Genomic DNA, 16,570 nt, shown 5'->3' with positions numbered 1-16,570 from the left:
GGGGGGGGTAAAACACTGGTATACAGAAAAATACGCCAAAAACAGCAGCCTTTCATCACTATAGTCCACATTCCTATGAACATACCGCCTTCCTTTTCCGTCTTCCATCTTCCTATTTTCCGCGCAATACACCTTTTCTTTCCCACTATGTTTTTGGATTTTAATCCTATATTTGTAGAAACCGCTCAATTTCTTTCAGCCAAACGAAAAATCGTTTGGCTGAGAACGATTCTCCGATGTGCGGCAAACGAATTACGGACATACAGAACCCTTCCAGAGCGACACAGCGACGTGATAATATGTCCTAAAAAAGACCCGTCTCCTCTTCTTTACCTTTCCTCGAAAAAAGCCTTCACGCGTTCATACTTCCTGTATACCAATACGTTAAGGTGAACTTTCCCCTGTTTTTCCCTTCACCTGTCCTTCACCGTCCCTTCACCTCCTATAGGATTTCATTGGACAACCAGGAAGGTTAAAAGGTGTAAACCATTCACCCTAACACATTATAAAACAAGAAGCATGAACGCGTGAAGGCTTTTCTACGCCACGGTATTACCTGCCGTGAATCCTTACAGAGCCTTACCCTTCAGCACGGCACCGCCCTGAGCCGGAAGCGTGAACTTAAACTGGCCTTTCTTACCCACTTTGGTTTCTTCCACCTGAGGGGTCTTGCCGTCTTTGCCATCATGGTAATATGCCACCGGGCTACCGGCCAACATGGGCAAGTCTACCGTCAGTTTGAGCGTCTCTTTTCCGGCATTCAAGGCAGCCACATACCAATCCTGCCCGTGGCGACGCGCCAACACGACGTAACGTCCGGGGTAACCGTCGATGAACTTCACTTCATCCCACACCGTAGGAATCTCTTTCATGAAGTCTATCTCGAAGGCCGGCACATCCGTCAGGTTGTTCGGTGCCAATGCAAAATTCTGGATAGGATTCTGGAAAGCCACGGCTGTAGCCAACTGGAAAATGTCGGTGGTGACACGGGTCGGGCCGCCGTCGTTCCCCCGGTTCATGCGCTTGTTGAGGAAAGTGCCGCCGAACTCCATACATCCCACGGTGTTGCGAATAAAGGGATGAAGCGTGGCATTGAATGCTTCGTTGTCGCAGAAATGCTGGTTGAAAATCATATTCTCGGATGCCAGCACGGCCTCGCTGCCCACATAGTTGGGATACATGCGCTCCCAGCCGCGCGGCAAGGTGCAACCGTGGAAGATGACCATCAGTCCGTGGTCGTCGGCATCGCTCAGGATGGCCTCATAAAGGCGCATCGTCTCCTGCTTGTCGCCGCCGAAGAAGTCCACCTTGATGCCCCTCACGCCCTGTTGCTGCAACCAACGCATCTCACGTTTACGGGCAATCGGGTTGTCCATGATGTTTATCGGGCTTTGCTCGATGTCGTTCCAGTAACCGCTGGAACTGTACCACAAGAAAAGTTCCACACCCTTGCTGCGTGCGTAACGGATAAGCTCTTCCATCCGCTTATGGCCGATATTGTTGTCCCACCAGTTGTCTATCAAGGTGTATTCGTAGCCCATGGCGGAAGCCATGTCGATATAGCGCACCTGATCGTCGTAGTTGATACTGTTGTCCTGCCAGAGAATCCAGCTCCACGTACCGCGCCCGTACTTATACTTATGCTCTGTGGTGAAACGGGGTTCCACTACGTCCCACGGAACGGTGGTCTCCACGATGGGAGCCAAGTCCCGGGACACCGTGAGCGTACGCCAAGGCGTATGGCCGGGCAAGGCAAAGGCCGGTTCCGACGTGCCGTTACCGTTGTTTTCTTCCGGCATCGGGAAAGCCACAGTGTACAGGCCGTCCTGCGCGTCGCTCAGGCGGGAACCGCAATAGCGGCTGTCCACGCCCGTTTCGCTCACGAGCACCCAACCGTCTTCCCCCACATGGAACAATCCGGGGAAGGTGTAGCCGTGGCCATACTGTGAAGGCGTGTCCATCGGTGCGTCAGCCTTATATTCCTCCTCGTAACTGGGCTTCGTCCGCTTCCAACCTATCATGGCATCGCTTTGCGGCGTGAGGAAAGTCGTGGTCTTGCCGGGGAAACGGAACCCGGTGGTTTCGTTCATCACGCGCACGCTGCCCGTTCCGCCCTGCTTGGGCAGGAAATAACGGAAAGCCACGTTGTGGTCTTCCACCACGAATTCCACTTCCATCTCCTGTTTCTTGGCATTGGCCAGACGCACGGTAAAGGTATTGGCCTTCTTGTCCACCCGGCTCGCCTTGCTGCGCTCCAGGTCGTAACGGATGTCGCGCGTACCGGTCTGTTCTTTCACCCATACCAAGTCGCGGCTGAAATCACCGATATTGGCCACCAACCCCAAGGGAGACTCCTCCAACATCGTCACTTCCTTCCGCCCTTCTTTCCCGTCTGCATAATATCCTACCTTATAATATGCACGTCCGTCTTTCAGTCCTACTTTGAGGAAGGTCATACCGTCGGGACTGGTGACGGTCTTTTCATCCTGCTGTGCTGCCGCAGCCATGACTGCGGCCCAAGGAGCAGCGTCCGCCTCACCGGCAGCCCAAGCCGCCCCGCCCGCAGACATCATTCCGGCTAACAAGATAGCCGCCAAAAAGTTTTTCTTCATTGCTTTTTCATTTTTAGTTCATATGATTTTCCATATTCTCATTTTCCAAACTGATACCCCCGGAAAAGCTTGCCGCTCCGTTCCAATTCCGCACCGAAATAGAAGCCGGGCTGTGTGGGTTGGTTATAAGCCACGTTTTCCGTTACGATACTGAGCCGATAAGGCCGGTCTTCCAAAAACGTATGGAAACGGTAAGGAGTGGGAAGCGGGGACACATACACGCGCAAAGCCGTATTATCCGCCGTGCGCACCACGACCTCTTCGCGCCAGTCGCCCAAGATGTCGCCCTGCAAACAAGGATTGCTTTTCGACCCGTTGTTGAAACTGCATCCGTCGAACGTCGCCAGCGGACGGCAAGCCTTTGCCTCCCAGTCGTACTTGCTCACCGTTTCATGGTCCAACATCTCGCGCAGCAAATCACCGTCCCACCATACGGCCATGTTCATCGGCAAGCCCCGTGGCGCGGCACAAACCACCTCTCCTTTTATATTCCGTATGCCTCCGGAAGCCGACGACCACATCTCCACGCCGTAATTCGTAGGGTCGATGTCCGCCGCCATGCAACGCCCCACGTCTTTGGCAGCCGGGAGTTGAAAGATGACCTTTCCGGTCGCGGCATCGCGGAAATCGCTCCCGTCGCGCTTGTTCTCGTGGCAATCCCACACTTGCAAGCGGTCGGACGAGGGGTCGAAAGCCGTGAGGTGCAAGGCGTCGCCATGACCGAAGCCGGTATTGTACAGCCCCGTCCCGTCATGGTCTATCGCACACGAGCCGTATGTGATTTCGTCACAACCGTCACCGTCTACGTCGGCCACACGCAGGTTATGGTTCCCCTGCCCTGCGTACGAAGCCCAACGGGCGGAATCCGTATCGAACACCCAACGCGACGTCAGCCGCTTGCCATCCCAATCGAAAGCCGCCAAAACACTGCGCGTATAATATCCCCGGCACATCACCACGCTCGGGTGCCGCCCGTCCAAGTAGGCCACAGCCGCCAGATACCGTTCGCTGCGGTTGGCATAATTGTCGCCCCAGTCTTCCAACCGTCCGCGCGGAGGGACATAGTCCACCGTCTGCAAGGCCGCGCCCGTCTTCCCGTCGAACACGGTCAGGAACTCCGGTCCCGAAGCGATATACCCCTTCCGGCCTTCCACCGGTTCTTGCGCCCCCACCCGGTAGTCCGCCGAGGGGTCGCCCATCGTATGTCCCCGGCCGTCCACCGTGCCGTCTGCGGTCTTGGCCGTGACTTCAGCCCGTCCGTCGCCGTCGAGGTCATACACCATGAACTGGGTGTAATGCGCCCCCGCACGGATGTTACGCCCCAGATCGATACGCCACAGACGGGTGCCGTCCAATTCATACGCATCCAAAAACACGGTTCCGGTAAAACCGCTGTGGGAGTTGTCTTTGGCATTGGAAGGCTCCCACTTCAGTACAATCTCAAAATCCCCGTCGCCGTCCAAATCACCGACAGACGCATCGTTGGCCGTATAGGTGCAAACCTCACCGTCGGGCATCGTCTGCGGCTCCGGTTGTTGCAACGGGATGTTGACATAACCGCACGGAGCATCGGCCGGAAGCGTCCATTTACCGCCGGACGACGTTTTTTCACAACCGTCTATCACCGGACGTACCTCATATACCGATTTTCCCCGGGAGGGGTTATAATCGTAAAATTGTGTGGAAACGGCCACAGGTTTAGGAGTGACCAACAGGCCATCGCGATACACATTGAATACCGTACGCACCGGATCGGAGGACAAATAACGCCAACTCACCGTGACCGTATCGGGCGATAGCCTGACAGCTACGGTTCCTCGTCCCAGACGTTCTTCGGTAGCAGAAAAAGACGCCCTCGTTTCCGGTTTCCTAACTGCACTTACGGAAACGGCATCTTTCTCCTGCATGGCAACCGGCCATACGGCACCGACCATGCACAAGGCTGAAATACATACACAAGTTTTCCTCAGATTATTTTTCATGAGCCTTCAGTTAATGACGGTGCGAATATAGCGAAAAGAAAGGATATGCCCGACCGGCAGACTGATAAAATCTATTAAAATCTCAGGGACTCCCTACAGAAAAGCATAAAAATAAGGCGTTTCTTACCTGAAAATCTATTATATTTGCACGAGATAGGCGGTAGTCTGCAAATTCGGGCCAGCCGAATTACACCCGACTTACACTATCTTTGCAACAAAATGGAACTAAAAAAAACGATAACGATTATAAAAGTCCTTTTCGTGTTTCTTTTGGCATACGCCGGAGAGACACAGTTTTTATATGCCTCGGCCGCACCGGCCGGAACAGACCGTTTCACCTTGGTCATCGACGCAGGGCACGGCGGGAAAGACCCCGGTGCCATAGGCCGTTTCTCCCGCGAGAAAAACATCAACCTGTCTGTAGCAAAGGCATTCGGCAAACTGGTGGAAGAAAATTGTCCGGACGTAAAAGTGATTTATACCCGAAAGACCGATGTGTTCATTCCGTTGGGACGACGGGCGGAAATCGCCAACCGGGCGAATGCCGACCTGTTCGTGTCCATACATACGAATTCTTTGCCGGGCAAGGCGATAGGCCGGGGAACTGAAACCTACACGCTGGGTATGGCCCGCGCCGATGAGAATCTGGAAGTGGCCAAACGGGAAAATGCCGTAATCCTGGTGGAGGACGACTACAAGGAACGTTATCAGGGATTCGACCCGAAGTCTTCGGAAAGTTACATCATTTTCGAACTGATGCAAGACAAATACATGGCTCAGAGTGTAGATTTTGCCAAACAAATCCAAAAAGAGTTCAGGACAACCGGCGGACGACCGGACAAAGGCGTGCATCAGGCAGGGTTCCTCGTATTACGGGAAACAAGCATGCCGAGCGTATTGATTGAATTGGGCTACATTTCTACACACGATGAAGAGGCTTTCCTCAACTCACAAAACGGTATCCGTAAAATGAGCCAAAGCATTTATAACGCCTTCCTTTCTTATAAAAGACAGCATACGAAAGGAAAGACAACGGGAGCGGAAAAGGATGTCCTACAAGCGGAAAGCGATGAAACGCAAGCCGTGGAAGGTGCCGTAACGGATACCCCCGAAAGCGACATCGGCGTATTGACCCAAAACAGCGATAAGCCTTCAACCTCAGAACCGGAGGAGAAAAAGCAGGAACAACCGGCCACGGACTCCCGGCCTGTATTCAAAATACAAATCCAGGCTTCCACCCGACAGATTCCTGCGGGCAGTTCCCGTTTCAAAAACCTTTCTCCGATAGATTTCTATAAAGAAGGGGCTTATTATAAGTACACGTACGGGGCAACTACCGACTACCAGGAAGCCATTAAAATACGCAATAAAATAAAAGAAGATTTTGAAGGGGCTTTTATCGTGGCTTTTAAAAACGGCCAAAAGATGGAACTCTCTGAAGCCATCTCCGAATATAAAAAGAACAAATAAACGTTGAGAAACTTATGAAATACTTTACGAAAGAAGTTAAAATCGGCTTGACCGGCGCTGTGGCTATCGCCGCACTCTTTATCGGACTCAACTTCTTGAAAGGCATTAACCTGTTCAAGTCCAGCAATTCCTATTACATAGAATTTTCGGACATCAAAGGATTGGCCAAGTCCGGCCCGGTGTTGGCCAACGGATATAAAATAGGTACGGTGCGCGATATCCTTTATAATTACCAACTGCCGGGGCACGTATTGGTAGAAATCAGCGTAGACGAAAGCATGCGCCTGCCCAAGGGTACAAAAGGCACACTGGTTACTGAAATGTTGGGGGGATGTAACCTCAACCTTTTATTGGGCAACCCCGAAGACGGGCATTACGCTCCGGGCGACACCATACAGGGAGACGACACCAAGGGACTGATGGACAAGGCCGCCGACATCGTCCCGCAAGTGGAACAAATCATGGGCAAAGTGGACACGCTGCTGACTACATTGAATACGTTGGCTGCCAACCCGAATTTACCAAGTATTATGGAAAACGCCCAAAGCATTACGGCCAACCTGAACCAGAGTAGCCGACAACTGAATCTGCTTCTGCGTAACGACCTGCCGGAACTGACGGGAAAGATGAGCCGTATAGGCGACAACGTCATTACCCTGACCGACCATATAAACGAACTGGATCTGCAAGCCACTTTAAGCAAAGTAGACACGACATTGGGCTATGTGCAGCTCATGACCGAGAAAATGAACCGCAAAGACAATACGTTGGGACTACTGCTGAACGACAGTGCTTTGTATAACAATCTGACTCATACGGCGGGCAGTGCCAACAACCTGCTTATAGATTTGAAAGAAAATCCGAAACGCTACGTACACTTCTCGCTTTTCGGACGTAAGAACTAACCTCGAAAAAACAGAGGCCGCAAGGCTTGTAAAGCCGGATACCCGATTAAGGTGTCCGGCTTTGTATTTTCCGTCCCGGCTTCCCCCGGAAAGCCTATCCTCCGGCAAGACAAACACTTAGAGAAAAGCAAGCAAAAAGCACAATTTTATTTTTTTATTTTTTATCATTCTGACTGCAAGGGAATTAAAACGTCTTTAGCATCTCGTCCTGAACTGAAGGCTTGTTTTTATCGCGGAATATTGCGAAATTTGCAGCGTAGAAGTATATAGGAAGTTCATCGGATAAACACAAAATCTAATGGAAGGTTCAGCGCAATCGTTATGGGAACGTTGTCTGCCCATCATTCGCAATAATGTAGACGAGAAACAATACAGGACATGGTTTGAACCGATTCAGACCATCTCTTTCGAGAAGCAAGTACTGACATTCGGCTTGCCAAGCCAGTATTTTTATGAATTCTTGTCGGAACATTTCGGCCGACTGATATTCTCCGTCGTACGACGAGTTTTCGGAGAAGGAACGCAGTTGAAATACAGCCTGATGGTAGACCAGACCCATCATTTGACCGTAGACATCGAGCCGGTCAACACACAGCCTCTGACGCCCCGTGCCAAGATACAGGCAACGGGTAGCAACAGGGCGCCCAGTCCGTTGCAGGCTCCCATGCCTCAGGATTTGGATCCTCAGTTGAACCGAAACTACAGTTTTGAAAACTTCATCGAAGGAGTAAGCAACAAACTGCCCCGCTCCGTAGGGCAGGCTATAGCCGAACATCCGAAACAGTCTACATTCAATCCTTTGTTTATCTACGGAGCTTCCGGTGTGGGAAAGACTCATTTGGTAAACGCTATCGGGGCCAAGATCAAAGAACTTCACCCTACAAAGCGTGTGCTGTACGTTTCCGCCCACCTTTTTCAGGTGCAATACACGGATTCCGTACGGAAAAACACCGTAAACGACTTCATCAACTTCTACCAGACTATCGACGTACTGATTATCGACGATGTGCAGGAATTTGCCAGTCTGACCAAGACCCAAAACACGTTCTTCCACATATTCAACCATTTACACCAGAACGGACGACAGCTCATCCTGACATCCGACCGACCGCCCACAGCCCTGCAAGGCATGGAAGAACGGCTGCTGACTCGTTTCAAATGGGGATTATTGGCCGAACTGGAGAAGCCGAACCAACAGCTTCGCCATGATATTCTGGAAAACAAAATACGGCAGGACGGCCTGAAAATACCGGAAGAAGTCATCGACTTCGTTTCGGAAAACGTGAACGACAGCGTACGCGAATTGGAAGGTATCGTCAACTCTCTCATGGCTTACTCCGTCGTATGGAACCGCGACATAGACTTGCCTTTGGCGGAACAGATTCTTAAACGTGCGGTAAAACAGGAGAACAAACCGGTGACCATAGATTTCATACTCGACAAAGTGTGTGGGTACTTCAATGTCAAGCAAGAGGACGTGTTCACCAAATGCCGCAAACAACCCGTAGCGCAGGTACGGCAAATAGCCATGTACTTGGCCCAAAAACATACCAATCTGTCATTAGCCCGCATCGGTTCGCTGATTGGAAAACGCACACACGCCACGGTATTGCATTCTTGCAGCGTAGTAGAAGACCGGCTGCACGTAGACAAGGCATTCAAATCCAAAATGGATGAAATAGAAAAGCTGCTGAAACAACGATAAGCTTTCTATCTTAAAAAAACTTCCGGCGCACCTGCTTCTGCAAGTGCGCCGGAAGTTTTTGGGGATATGGAGGGCAGGTAGCCCACCCCATATCCGATCCTTATTTCTTAATGACCTTGATGGTCTTCTGTATTCCGTCGCGATACAAATTCAAGAGATACATACCTTTACGCAAGTGCCCCACTTGCAATTCGGTTGTCCCCGCAGGCACTTCGTCCTGTGCCACGACGGCTCCCGACAATGACACCAAGCGCACGTTCCAGACTTTATCCGTGGCATTGGAAATGACAATACGACCATCCACGACCGTGCGTTCCACACTTAACGGACCATCGGTCTCGACCGCTGAAACAGAAGAACCACCCTTAGGCATAAGCACCACATTCATATAAGTTTCTCCGACATAACGGTAAATGTCACTCACGGCATACACCTTTTCAAAAGGCAAGTAGCCTTCAGCTTCCACTTTCATACGGATTTCGTCACCACGCACATCGGCCAAAGTCAGATAACCGGAAGCATTCGTCCGGTACACTTTACCATTCAGCGTCACGGTAGCCCCTGCCAGATTGTGCCCTTTTACGTTCTCTACTTCCAGTTCAACCAAGATACCCTCCTGCTTGCGGTCTATGTTGAGTTCCACGTCAGTCAAACGGCCTGCCTCCAATGTCACAGCCTGCAAATCGGATACATGCACATCAACCCCTTCGTAATCCGAAGCCGTGGCCTGTATGTCATATTGACCGGGGTCGAGTATGACATAAGTCGCCATACTACTGCCCTCGAATTCTATCTCAGTGATGAAATCCCCTCCGGTGGACACATTGCAATAATCCGCCTCCAATCCGTCGGGCACAACGGTCTTCACACGAGCATATGCCAGACGACTGAAGTCCAATACCACCTTGTCCGATACACCTTCTACGGTCTCATGCGCCACGTAATCAAGCTCTATGCCATCTTCTCCCGAATAAGAGGAATAACTGTTCCAGTTGAAAACATATTCCCCTTCCGGCAAACGGGTCCGGAACTTCGTCTCTCCGCTTTCTATGCGGAACTGCCACAGTCTTTCACCCCGGGACGTACTGACCTCGCACGTGAACGACCGCCCTTCCATGAAGTCCGGCAAATTCGCCACGGAGATTTCGACCGGCACACTCTCCGTCTTTGACAAATCTATCTCAACCTCCTGCTGCTCCTCCATATCAAACGCACCGAGTGTCAGGAAGTCTACTTGCTGCGTGGCATAATCCTGCCTTTCCAACGCATAAGTGTATGCTCCGGTTTTCAAACCCAACTCGGCCTCCCATGTACCGGAAACTCCATCACCACCTGTAACCGGCATGAAATCAGTAGCCCGACTTTCTTGTCCGCTCATGGCATAAATCGTATAGGCATAACCTTCTTCCGCCCCTTTCAACTTGAAACGCATCGTCCCATAATCGGAGGAATGGAAAGCGCAAACCACGTCACGGTTTTCTGCCGTATTCACAAGTCCATGAGCCGTTTCGAAATTCGTATTAGCGTTGTAGCCGGGCTCCACTACATACTTATACAAGCCATCTACCATGTAAACGGAATAAGGGAAGTCTATATTATTCACATAAAATTCATTATACTCCATACCCACAGGCGAAATTATCAAGCTACCGCTTTGCACATCGCCCTCCGTACGGAACGTCACGGGTTTATACCCTTTGTCTTGGAAAGAATAATCCACAGTGGTAGTTTTCCCTGAAGCCGTAAAAGTAGCCAAATCCGTCGCAGGCGAAGCCAAATAGTTTCCTTCCATCTCAGGATAATAGTAATATGTACCGGGCTGAAGATATCCCTGCACGCTCCCCTGTTCATCGGTAGACAAATCTAAATTCGCTTGGAGAAGAATGACCTCGGCCTCGCCCGGTTTCCCCTCAGCATCTTTGACCTGAAAAGTGACCAGTGTCATATCATCCAATTTCTCCGCCGTAGTCACAGCTACATCTTCATCCTCTACGGTCACTTTACCGTTTTTCACATCTACGCTGATTCCTTCGGGCGTAAACGCAGACAGTTCATAAATGTACTCACCTGTACGCAGATATTCGCCGTCATCCATCTGCCGAATCTGCACACCGGGATAAGAGCTATTCCAACTGCTGCCATCGGAAAGTCCTATATAATCCAACTCTACATTGTAATCCTCCGGACTGCCCGACGTGAAACTCACATAATGATAAGGAGAGAAATCCGCATTCACTTCCACCGTCGTAATTTCCGGGTTGCCGAAATCAAAAAGTATCGGCCCTTCGTAAGAAATCGACTGGTCCGGCATGTAAAGCCGGATGAAGTTATCCTCGTAAGGGTTATAAGACAACTTGCCCTTGAAACTACTGGAAGTTGCATCCCAAACAAACCCATTCTCAGGCATCCCCTGCCCGTTGAGTTCAAGTTGCAACTGCGCCACGTCGAAACGCTCGGAAGACGACGGGGTGACCTTTATCACCGTAGTCAACTCTCTCACCTCGTCTTGGGCATAAGTCTGCATGCCTAAGAACAAGCACAATAAAAGTAAGATCTTCTTCATACACTTATTTTTTTAAAGTTGGTTTTATACGGCTTCAAAAATACTGAAACTCCGACAAAACAAAAAGGGAGGCAAAGCTTTTTTACCCCCCCCCATTAAGTTTATTTAACATAAAGTAAAAGGCACGTCCTTGCGACGCATGCCTGCGCCCGTCAGTCTAAAAACCCCTGACGTTTCAAAGCCTCCAACATGCCCCGGCTCATAGCTTCATTATCCTTACGGGTGTAACGGATATCCGTGAAGATTTGAGCCAGCGTCTCCTTGTGGTTGATTTCCACAAAATGCCTGTTCTCTGGTAATTGTTCTTTCGGCCCGTAATATCGGTCGATAGTTTCGGGGATATAGTCGTGATAGGTCTCTTCATGTACCACAGCCTCCAAAGGCAGACGGTCGGTCTGCTCGGGATGTTCATCAGGCCATCCCACGGTGAGTGTCGCCACCGGCATCACCAAGCGGGGCAACTGCAAGATGTCGATAATTTGGGACGGCATATATAAAGTCGTACCTAAATAACAAATCCCCAGCCCTTCCGCCTCGGCCAGATTGCAAAACGTCTGCGTAAACAACAGCGCATCCGTGGCGGCATTCAAAAATGAAAGAAAATTGTCATATCCGGGCTGCGCCTTGCGCTGCTCCGCCCATTTGACCGTACGGTTGAAATCCGCACATATCGTCAGGATCACAGGTGCCTGAGTCACCATAGGCTGATTGAAATGCGCCGGCGCCAAACGTTTTTTCACCTCTTCGCTACGCGTCACCACCACGCTGTAAAGCTGCATGTTCCCCATGGTCTGCGTCCTTTCCGACACCTCCAAAAGACGGCGCAACAACTCCTCATCCACCGGTTTTCCGGCATACTTCCGAATACTTCTACGGTTCTTTACTGTTTCCATGATTCATTCGTTTTTTACTTCGGGCAAAGATACACAAAATGATTCATAATAGATTAGATTTCAAAGGTTTTTATTTCATAAGATTTTCATTTTCGGATAACTTTTCCGATTCGCCAAAAACACATAATACTTATAATCAGGTGAATAACACACAAGAATGGAAAACTTTGCATGAAAAGACAAGATTTTAAGTTTTTCTTTTGGTCATATCAGAAAACATGTGTAGTTTTGCAACATCCTTCCGGATTGACCGCTATTGCTTCTACAAAATCTGATAACGGAATCCTAAAGTAAACCATTTAAATTCAAACAGTCGTGAAAGAGAAGACTTACAGTTATGACGAAGCCTTTGAGGCAGCCCTTCAATATTTCAAGGGGGACGAACTGGCCGCAAGGGTTTGGGTGAACAAGTACTCCATGAAGGACTCATACGGTCATATTTATGAAGTATCGCCCGAAGACATGCACTGGCGTATCGCGAACGAAATCGCCCGCATCGAGAATAAATATGAGAATCCGCTCAAAGCAGAAGAAATATTCGGACTTCTTGATCACTTCAAATACATCATTCCGGCAGGTAGTCCCATGACCGGAATCGGCAACAATCACCAAATCGCATCGCTTTCCAACTGCTTCGTCATCGGTCTGGACGGACAAGCCGACTCATACGGCGGCATCATCCGCATCGACGAAGAACAGGTGCAACTGATGAAACGGCGCGGCGGCGTAGGCCATGACTTGTCGCACATCCGCCCGAAAGGCTCGCCGGTGAAAAATTCGGCCCTGACTTCCACAGGCCTCGTTCCTTTCATGGAACGCTACAGCAACTCGACCCGCGAGGTGGCACAAGACGGACGGCGCGGCGCACTGATGCTGTCCGTCAGTATCAAGCACCCCGATGCCGAGGCTTTCATCGATGCCAAAATGACCGAAGGCAAAGTGACGGGAGCGAACGTATCCGTCAAGATCGACGATGAATTCATGCACGCTGCCATCGAAGGGCAATCCTACACGCAGCAATACCCCATTGACAGCTCGTCGCCCATGGTGGCCAAGAACATCAGCGCACAGGATTTGTGGAAGAAGATCGTGCACAACGCATGGAAAAGCGCCGAACCCGGTGTCTTATTCTGGGACACGATTCTGCGCGAATCCGTACCCGACTGCTATGCCGATCTCGGTTTCCGTACCGTGAGTACGAATCCTTGCGGCGAGATACCGCTCTGCCCGTATGACAGTTGCCGTCTGTTGGCCATCAACCTTTATGCTTACGTGGTCAACCCATTCACGCCGGAAGCCTATTTCGATTTCGATTTGTTCAAGAAACATGTGCAACTGGCCCAACGGTTGATGGACGACATCATCGACCTGGAACTGGAAAAGATTGAAATGATTCTCCAAAAAATAGACGCCGACCCGGAATCCGAGGAAGTAAAGGGCACGGAACGTCATTTGTGGGAAAAGATATACAAGAAAAGCGGACAGGGACGGCGTACAGGCGTAGGCATCACGGCAGAAGGCGATATGCTGGCCGCACTCGGCCTCCGTTACGGCACGCAAGAAGCCACGGACTTTGCCGTGGAAGTGCACAAGACCGTGGCCCTGCAGGCATACCGCTCATCGGTACAGATGGCCAAAGAACGCGGGGCGTTTGAAATCTTCGACGCCGAACGCGAAAAGAACAACCCGTTCATCAACCGTTTGCGTGAGGCTGACCCGGAACTGTATGAAAACATGGTAAAATACGGACGACGCAACATCGCTTGCCTCACCATTGCCCCGACGGGGACGACCAGCCTCATGACGCAAACTACATCCGGCATCGAACCGGTATTCCTGCCCGTGTACAAACGTCGGCGCAAAGTCAACCCGAACGACCCGGAAGTACATATCGACTTCATCGACGAGACGGGCGACGCCTTCGAGGAATACATCGTCTATCACCATAAGTTCCTCACGTGGATGAAAATCAACGGCTACGACACGGAGAAACGTTACACGCAAGAAGAAATCGACGAATTGGTGGCACGCTCTCCTTATTATAAGGCCACGGCCAACGACGTGGACTGGCTGATGAAAGTCAAAATGCAGGGAGCCATCCAGAAGTGGGTGGACCACAGTATCAGCGTGACGGTCAACCTGCCGAACAATGTGGACGAAGAACTGGTCAATCAACTCTATGTGGAAGCCTGGCGTTCCGGATGCAAGGGTTGTACCATCTATCGCGACGGTTCGCGTTCGGGCGTGATGATTTCCGTGAAGAACGAGAAAAAACAACCGGAACTTCCCTGCAAAAGTCCCGAAGTGACGGAAAAACGTCCGCAGGTATTGGAATGCGACGTGGTACGCTTCCAGAACAACAAAGAAAAATGGGTGGCTTTCGTCGGACTGTTGAACGGCTATCCCTACGAAATCTTCACGGGTATTCAGGACGACGACGAGGGCATCGTCCTTCCGAAAAGCGTTATGAAAGGACGTATCATCAAGAATACGGACGAAGACGGCAACAAACGTTACGACTTCCAATTCGAAAACAAGAAAGGATACAAGACCACCGTGGAAGGGCTTTCCGAGAAGTTCAACAAGGAATATTGGAACTACGCCAAACTGATTTCCGGTGTGCTGCGTTACCGCATGCCGCTCGAACACGTCATCAAGCTTGTCGGCTCGCTACAGTTGGAAAGCGAAAGTATCAACACTTGGAAAAACGGTGTGGAACGTGCCCTGAAGAAATACATCACGGACGGCACGGAAGCCAAAGGTATGAAATGCCCGAACTGCGGTCACGAATCGTTGGTATATCAAGAAGGATGCCTCATCTGTAAGCACTGCGGCGCCTCCAGATGCGGATAGGCTCTATGAAAGTGAAGAACAGCCGTATCCTGCTGCCCCGCGTACGTTTCTATGCCCACCATGGCGTGGATCCGCAAGAACAACTGACAGGCGCTTACTTCCACGTCGGGATAGAAGCCGACACGGATTTCAACGAGGCTATGCAGACCGACCGGTTGGAGGGCACAGTGAGCTATGCCGACTTATATGAAAGTATCAAGACGGAAATGGATATCCCTTCAAAATTATTGGAACACGTGGCGGGAAGAATCCTTCAAAGACTCTTCGACGACTTCCCTTCCATCAGCCGCATCCGTCTGACCCTGACCAAGGAAAATCCGCCTATGGGGGCCGATTGCCGCGAAGCCGGGGTGGAAATCGAAGCGGAAAGATAAGGACCCGAACATCGGTATGAACTGTTTTTAGACAGAATATCTATGTTTTAGACATAAGAACAAAAGAACATATTTTCAAGTCTTAAAAGGCTTTTTGTTCTTTTGTTCTTATGTCTTAATACCATTTTATCCCCTTGTCCTTATGTCTCTCCTTAACTTTCTATTCTTATGTCTTTTTGTCTAAATATCATTTTGCCAAATTGTCACTTCCGCCTCCTCAGAATCGCATATTCCGGACAGCAAGGCACACACGAAGAAAAAAACGATTCTCACGCATTTGCAGAAACCCTTCGTGTCACCCCCGCCACGACTTTTGCTTACTTCTTGCACAAGAATGAGGCATACAACGCGCAAACAGGCAAGAAGCACGTAAGCCCCAAAGAAGATTCACCTTTCATTGTGCCATCCTGATTTCGACAACTTCCGACCTCCAAATAGAGAAAAAGAGGGCGATTTACGCACTTCCCCACACCAGTTTCTACCCGTCGGCACGCCATCGGACAGATGTTTTTTCCACATCCTGCGGAGAAAAAAAATGTTTTTTCAGCCCAACGAAAAATTATTCGGCTGTGCTTAACACCTCAATATCTTTAACAAAGATTAAAATACGGCCCAAAATGCAAAAAAACATATAGAAAATAAAGTGAAAATTGTCTGAAAGGTGTTTTTTACGCTGATTTCTTTCTTCCCGAAATCGGTCTTTATCTTTCTTTTTGTCCCAGAAACCCACATTTTCGTGTCATTTGTCTCAAACAAGGTTATCGGAAACTCCTGAAAAACCTCCATACAAACCGAATACCGAGATTGCATTTTTTAAGAATTTTTTTCTACACTTATTCTTCCATCCCACAAGAAATTTTCGTAATTTAGCAGGCAATAACATGAAACAGACACAAAAGAACAAATTCACATAATAAATTATCACCAAAACAATGGAAAACATAGGTTTAGCATTACAACTCATGGTGGTGGGCATGGTTACGGTGTTCATCATCCTTATGATTGTCATCCAGTTGGGCAAATGGCTGATTCAGATAGTCAACAAAGTAGCCCCCGAAGAAACGGTGGCTCCGAAACGGAAGCCCGCACCCGGTACAGCCACGGCCATCGACGCCCAGACACTGGCCGTCATCCGGGAGGCTGTCAGCCAAATCACCGGAGGCAAGGGAAGCGTAAGCAAGGTAGAACGCTTATAAGCACAAACAGTCATCGA

10 protein-coding genes are annotated in these 16,570 nt (G+C 50.0%); 6 read left to right on the top strand and 4 right to left on the bottom strand.

Annotated elements, in window-relative coordinates; all coding sequences use genetic code 11:
* Positions 1-569: 569 nt before the first annotated feature.
* The gene (locus tag HMPREF9441_RS14645) at positions 570-2,570 is read right to left on the bottom strand and encodes a glycoside hydrolase family 97 protein (protein WP_407946629.1); all 2,001 of its coding nucleotides are present in this window, start codon (positions 2,568-2,570) and stop codon (positions 570-572) included.
* A gap of 80 nt (positions 2,571-2,650) precedes the next feature.
* Positions 2,651-4,546 carry a rhamnogalacturonan lyase gene (locus HMPREF9441_RS14640; protein WP_008622545.1) on the bottom strand — a complete coding sequence of 632 codons (1,896 nt, stop codon included), beginning with the start codon at positions 4,544-4,546 and terminating at the stop codon, positions 2,651-2,653.
* A gap of 267 nt (positions 4,547-4,813) precedes the next feature.
* Here HMPREF9441_RS14640 and HMPREF9441_RS14635 point away from each other — a divergent pair, with 267 nt between their 5' ends.
* The 3 genes from HMPREF9441_RS14635 (at position 4,814) to dnaA (ending at position 8,674) form a co-directional block, all read left to right on the top strand.
* Positions 4,814-6,064: an N-acetylmuramoyl-L-alanine amidase family protein gene (locus HMPREF9441_RS14635; protein WP_008622544.1), complete on the top strand. Its 1,251-nt coding sequence runs from the start codon at positions 4,814-4,816 to the stop codon at positions 6,062-6,064.
* 14 nt (positions 6,065-6,078) lie between these two features.
* On the top strand, positions 6,079-6,969 hold the full coding sequence (locus HMPREF9441_RS14630) for an MlaD family protein (RefSeq protein WP_008622543.1): 891 nt from the start codon (positions 6,079-6,081) through the stop codon (positions 6,967-6,969).
* Between the two features lie 298 nt (positions 6,970-7,267).
* Positions 7,268-8,674 carry a chromosomal replication initiator protein DnaA gene (gene dnaA, locus HMPREF9441_RS14625; RefSeq protein WP_008622541.1) on the top strand — a complete coding sequence of 469 codons (1,407 nt, stop codon included), beginning with the start codon at positions 7,268-7,270 and terminating at the stop codon, positions 8,672-8,674.
* Between the two features lie 100 nt (positions 8,675-8,774).
* On the opposite strand, the gene HMPREF9441_RS14620 is transcribed toward dnaA, so the two are convergent.
* Together HMPREF9441_RS14620 and HMPREF9441_RS14615 are read right to left on the bottom strand one after the other, a co-directional pair.
* Entirely contained in the window at positions 8,775-11,237 is a 2,463-nt protein-coding gene (locus HMPREF9441_RS14620; protein ID WP_008622540.1) for a T9SS type A sorting domain-containing protein, read from the bottom strand.
* 152 nt (positions 11,238-11,389) lie between these two features.
* Positions 11,390-12,130 (bottom strand): nitroreductase family protein, encoded by a 741-nt coding sequence (locus tag HMPREF9441_RS14615; protein WP_008622538.1) that lies wholly within the window; start codon positions 12,128-12,130, stop codon positions 11,390-11,392.
* A gap of 315 nt (positions 12,131-12,445) precedes the next feature.
* On the opposite strand from HMPREF9441_RS14615, the gene HMPREF9441_RS14610 reads away from it, so the two are divergent.
* The 3 genes from HMPREF9441_RS14610 to HMPREF9441_RS14595 all read left to right on the top strand — a co-directional run bounded on the left by HMPREF9441_RS14610 (position 12,446) and on the right by HMPREF9441_RS14595 (position 16,553).
* Positions 12,446-14,983, top strand: coding sequence for an adenosylcobalamin-dependent ribonucleoside-diphosphate reductase (locus HMPREF9441_RS14610; RefSeq protein WP_008622534.1), 2,538 nt, complete (start codon positions 12,446-12,448; stop codon positions 14,981-14,983).
* A gap of 5 nt (positions 14,984-14,988) precedes the next feature.
* Positions 14,989-15,357: a dihydroneopterin aldolase gene (folB, locus tag HMPREF9441_RS14605; RefSeq protein WP_394370337.1), complete on the top strand. Its 369-nt coding sequence runs from the start codon at positions 14,989-14,991 to the stop codon at positions 15,355-15,357.
* 932 nt (positions 15,358-16,289) lie between these two features.
* Positions 16,290-16,553, top strand: a complete 264-nt coding sequence (locus HMPREF9441_RS14595) for an OadG family protein (RefSeq protein WP_008622529.1) — start codon at positions 16,290-16,292, stop codon at positions 16,551-16,553.
* The last annotated feature ends 17 nt before the right edge of the window (positions 16,554-16,570 follow it).

Origin of the sequence: Paraprevotella clara YIT 11840 (assembly GCF_000233955.1) — a bacterium.
Lineage (GTDB): Bacteria > Bacteroidota > Bacteroidia > Bacteroidales > Bacteroidaceae > Paraprevotella > Paraprevotella clara.
This window is presented reverse-complemented; position numbering and strand designations above follow the sequence as displayed.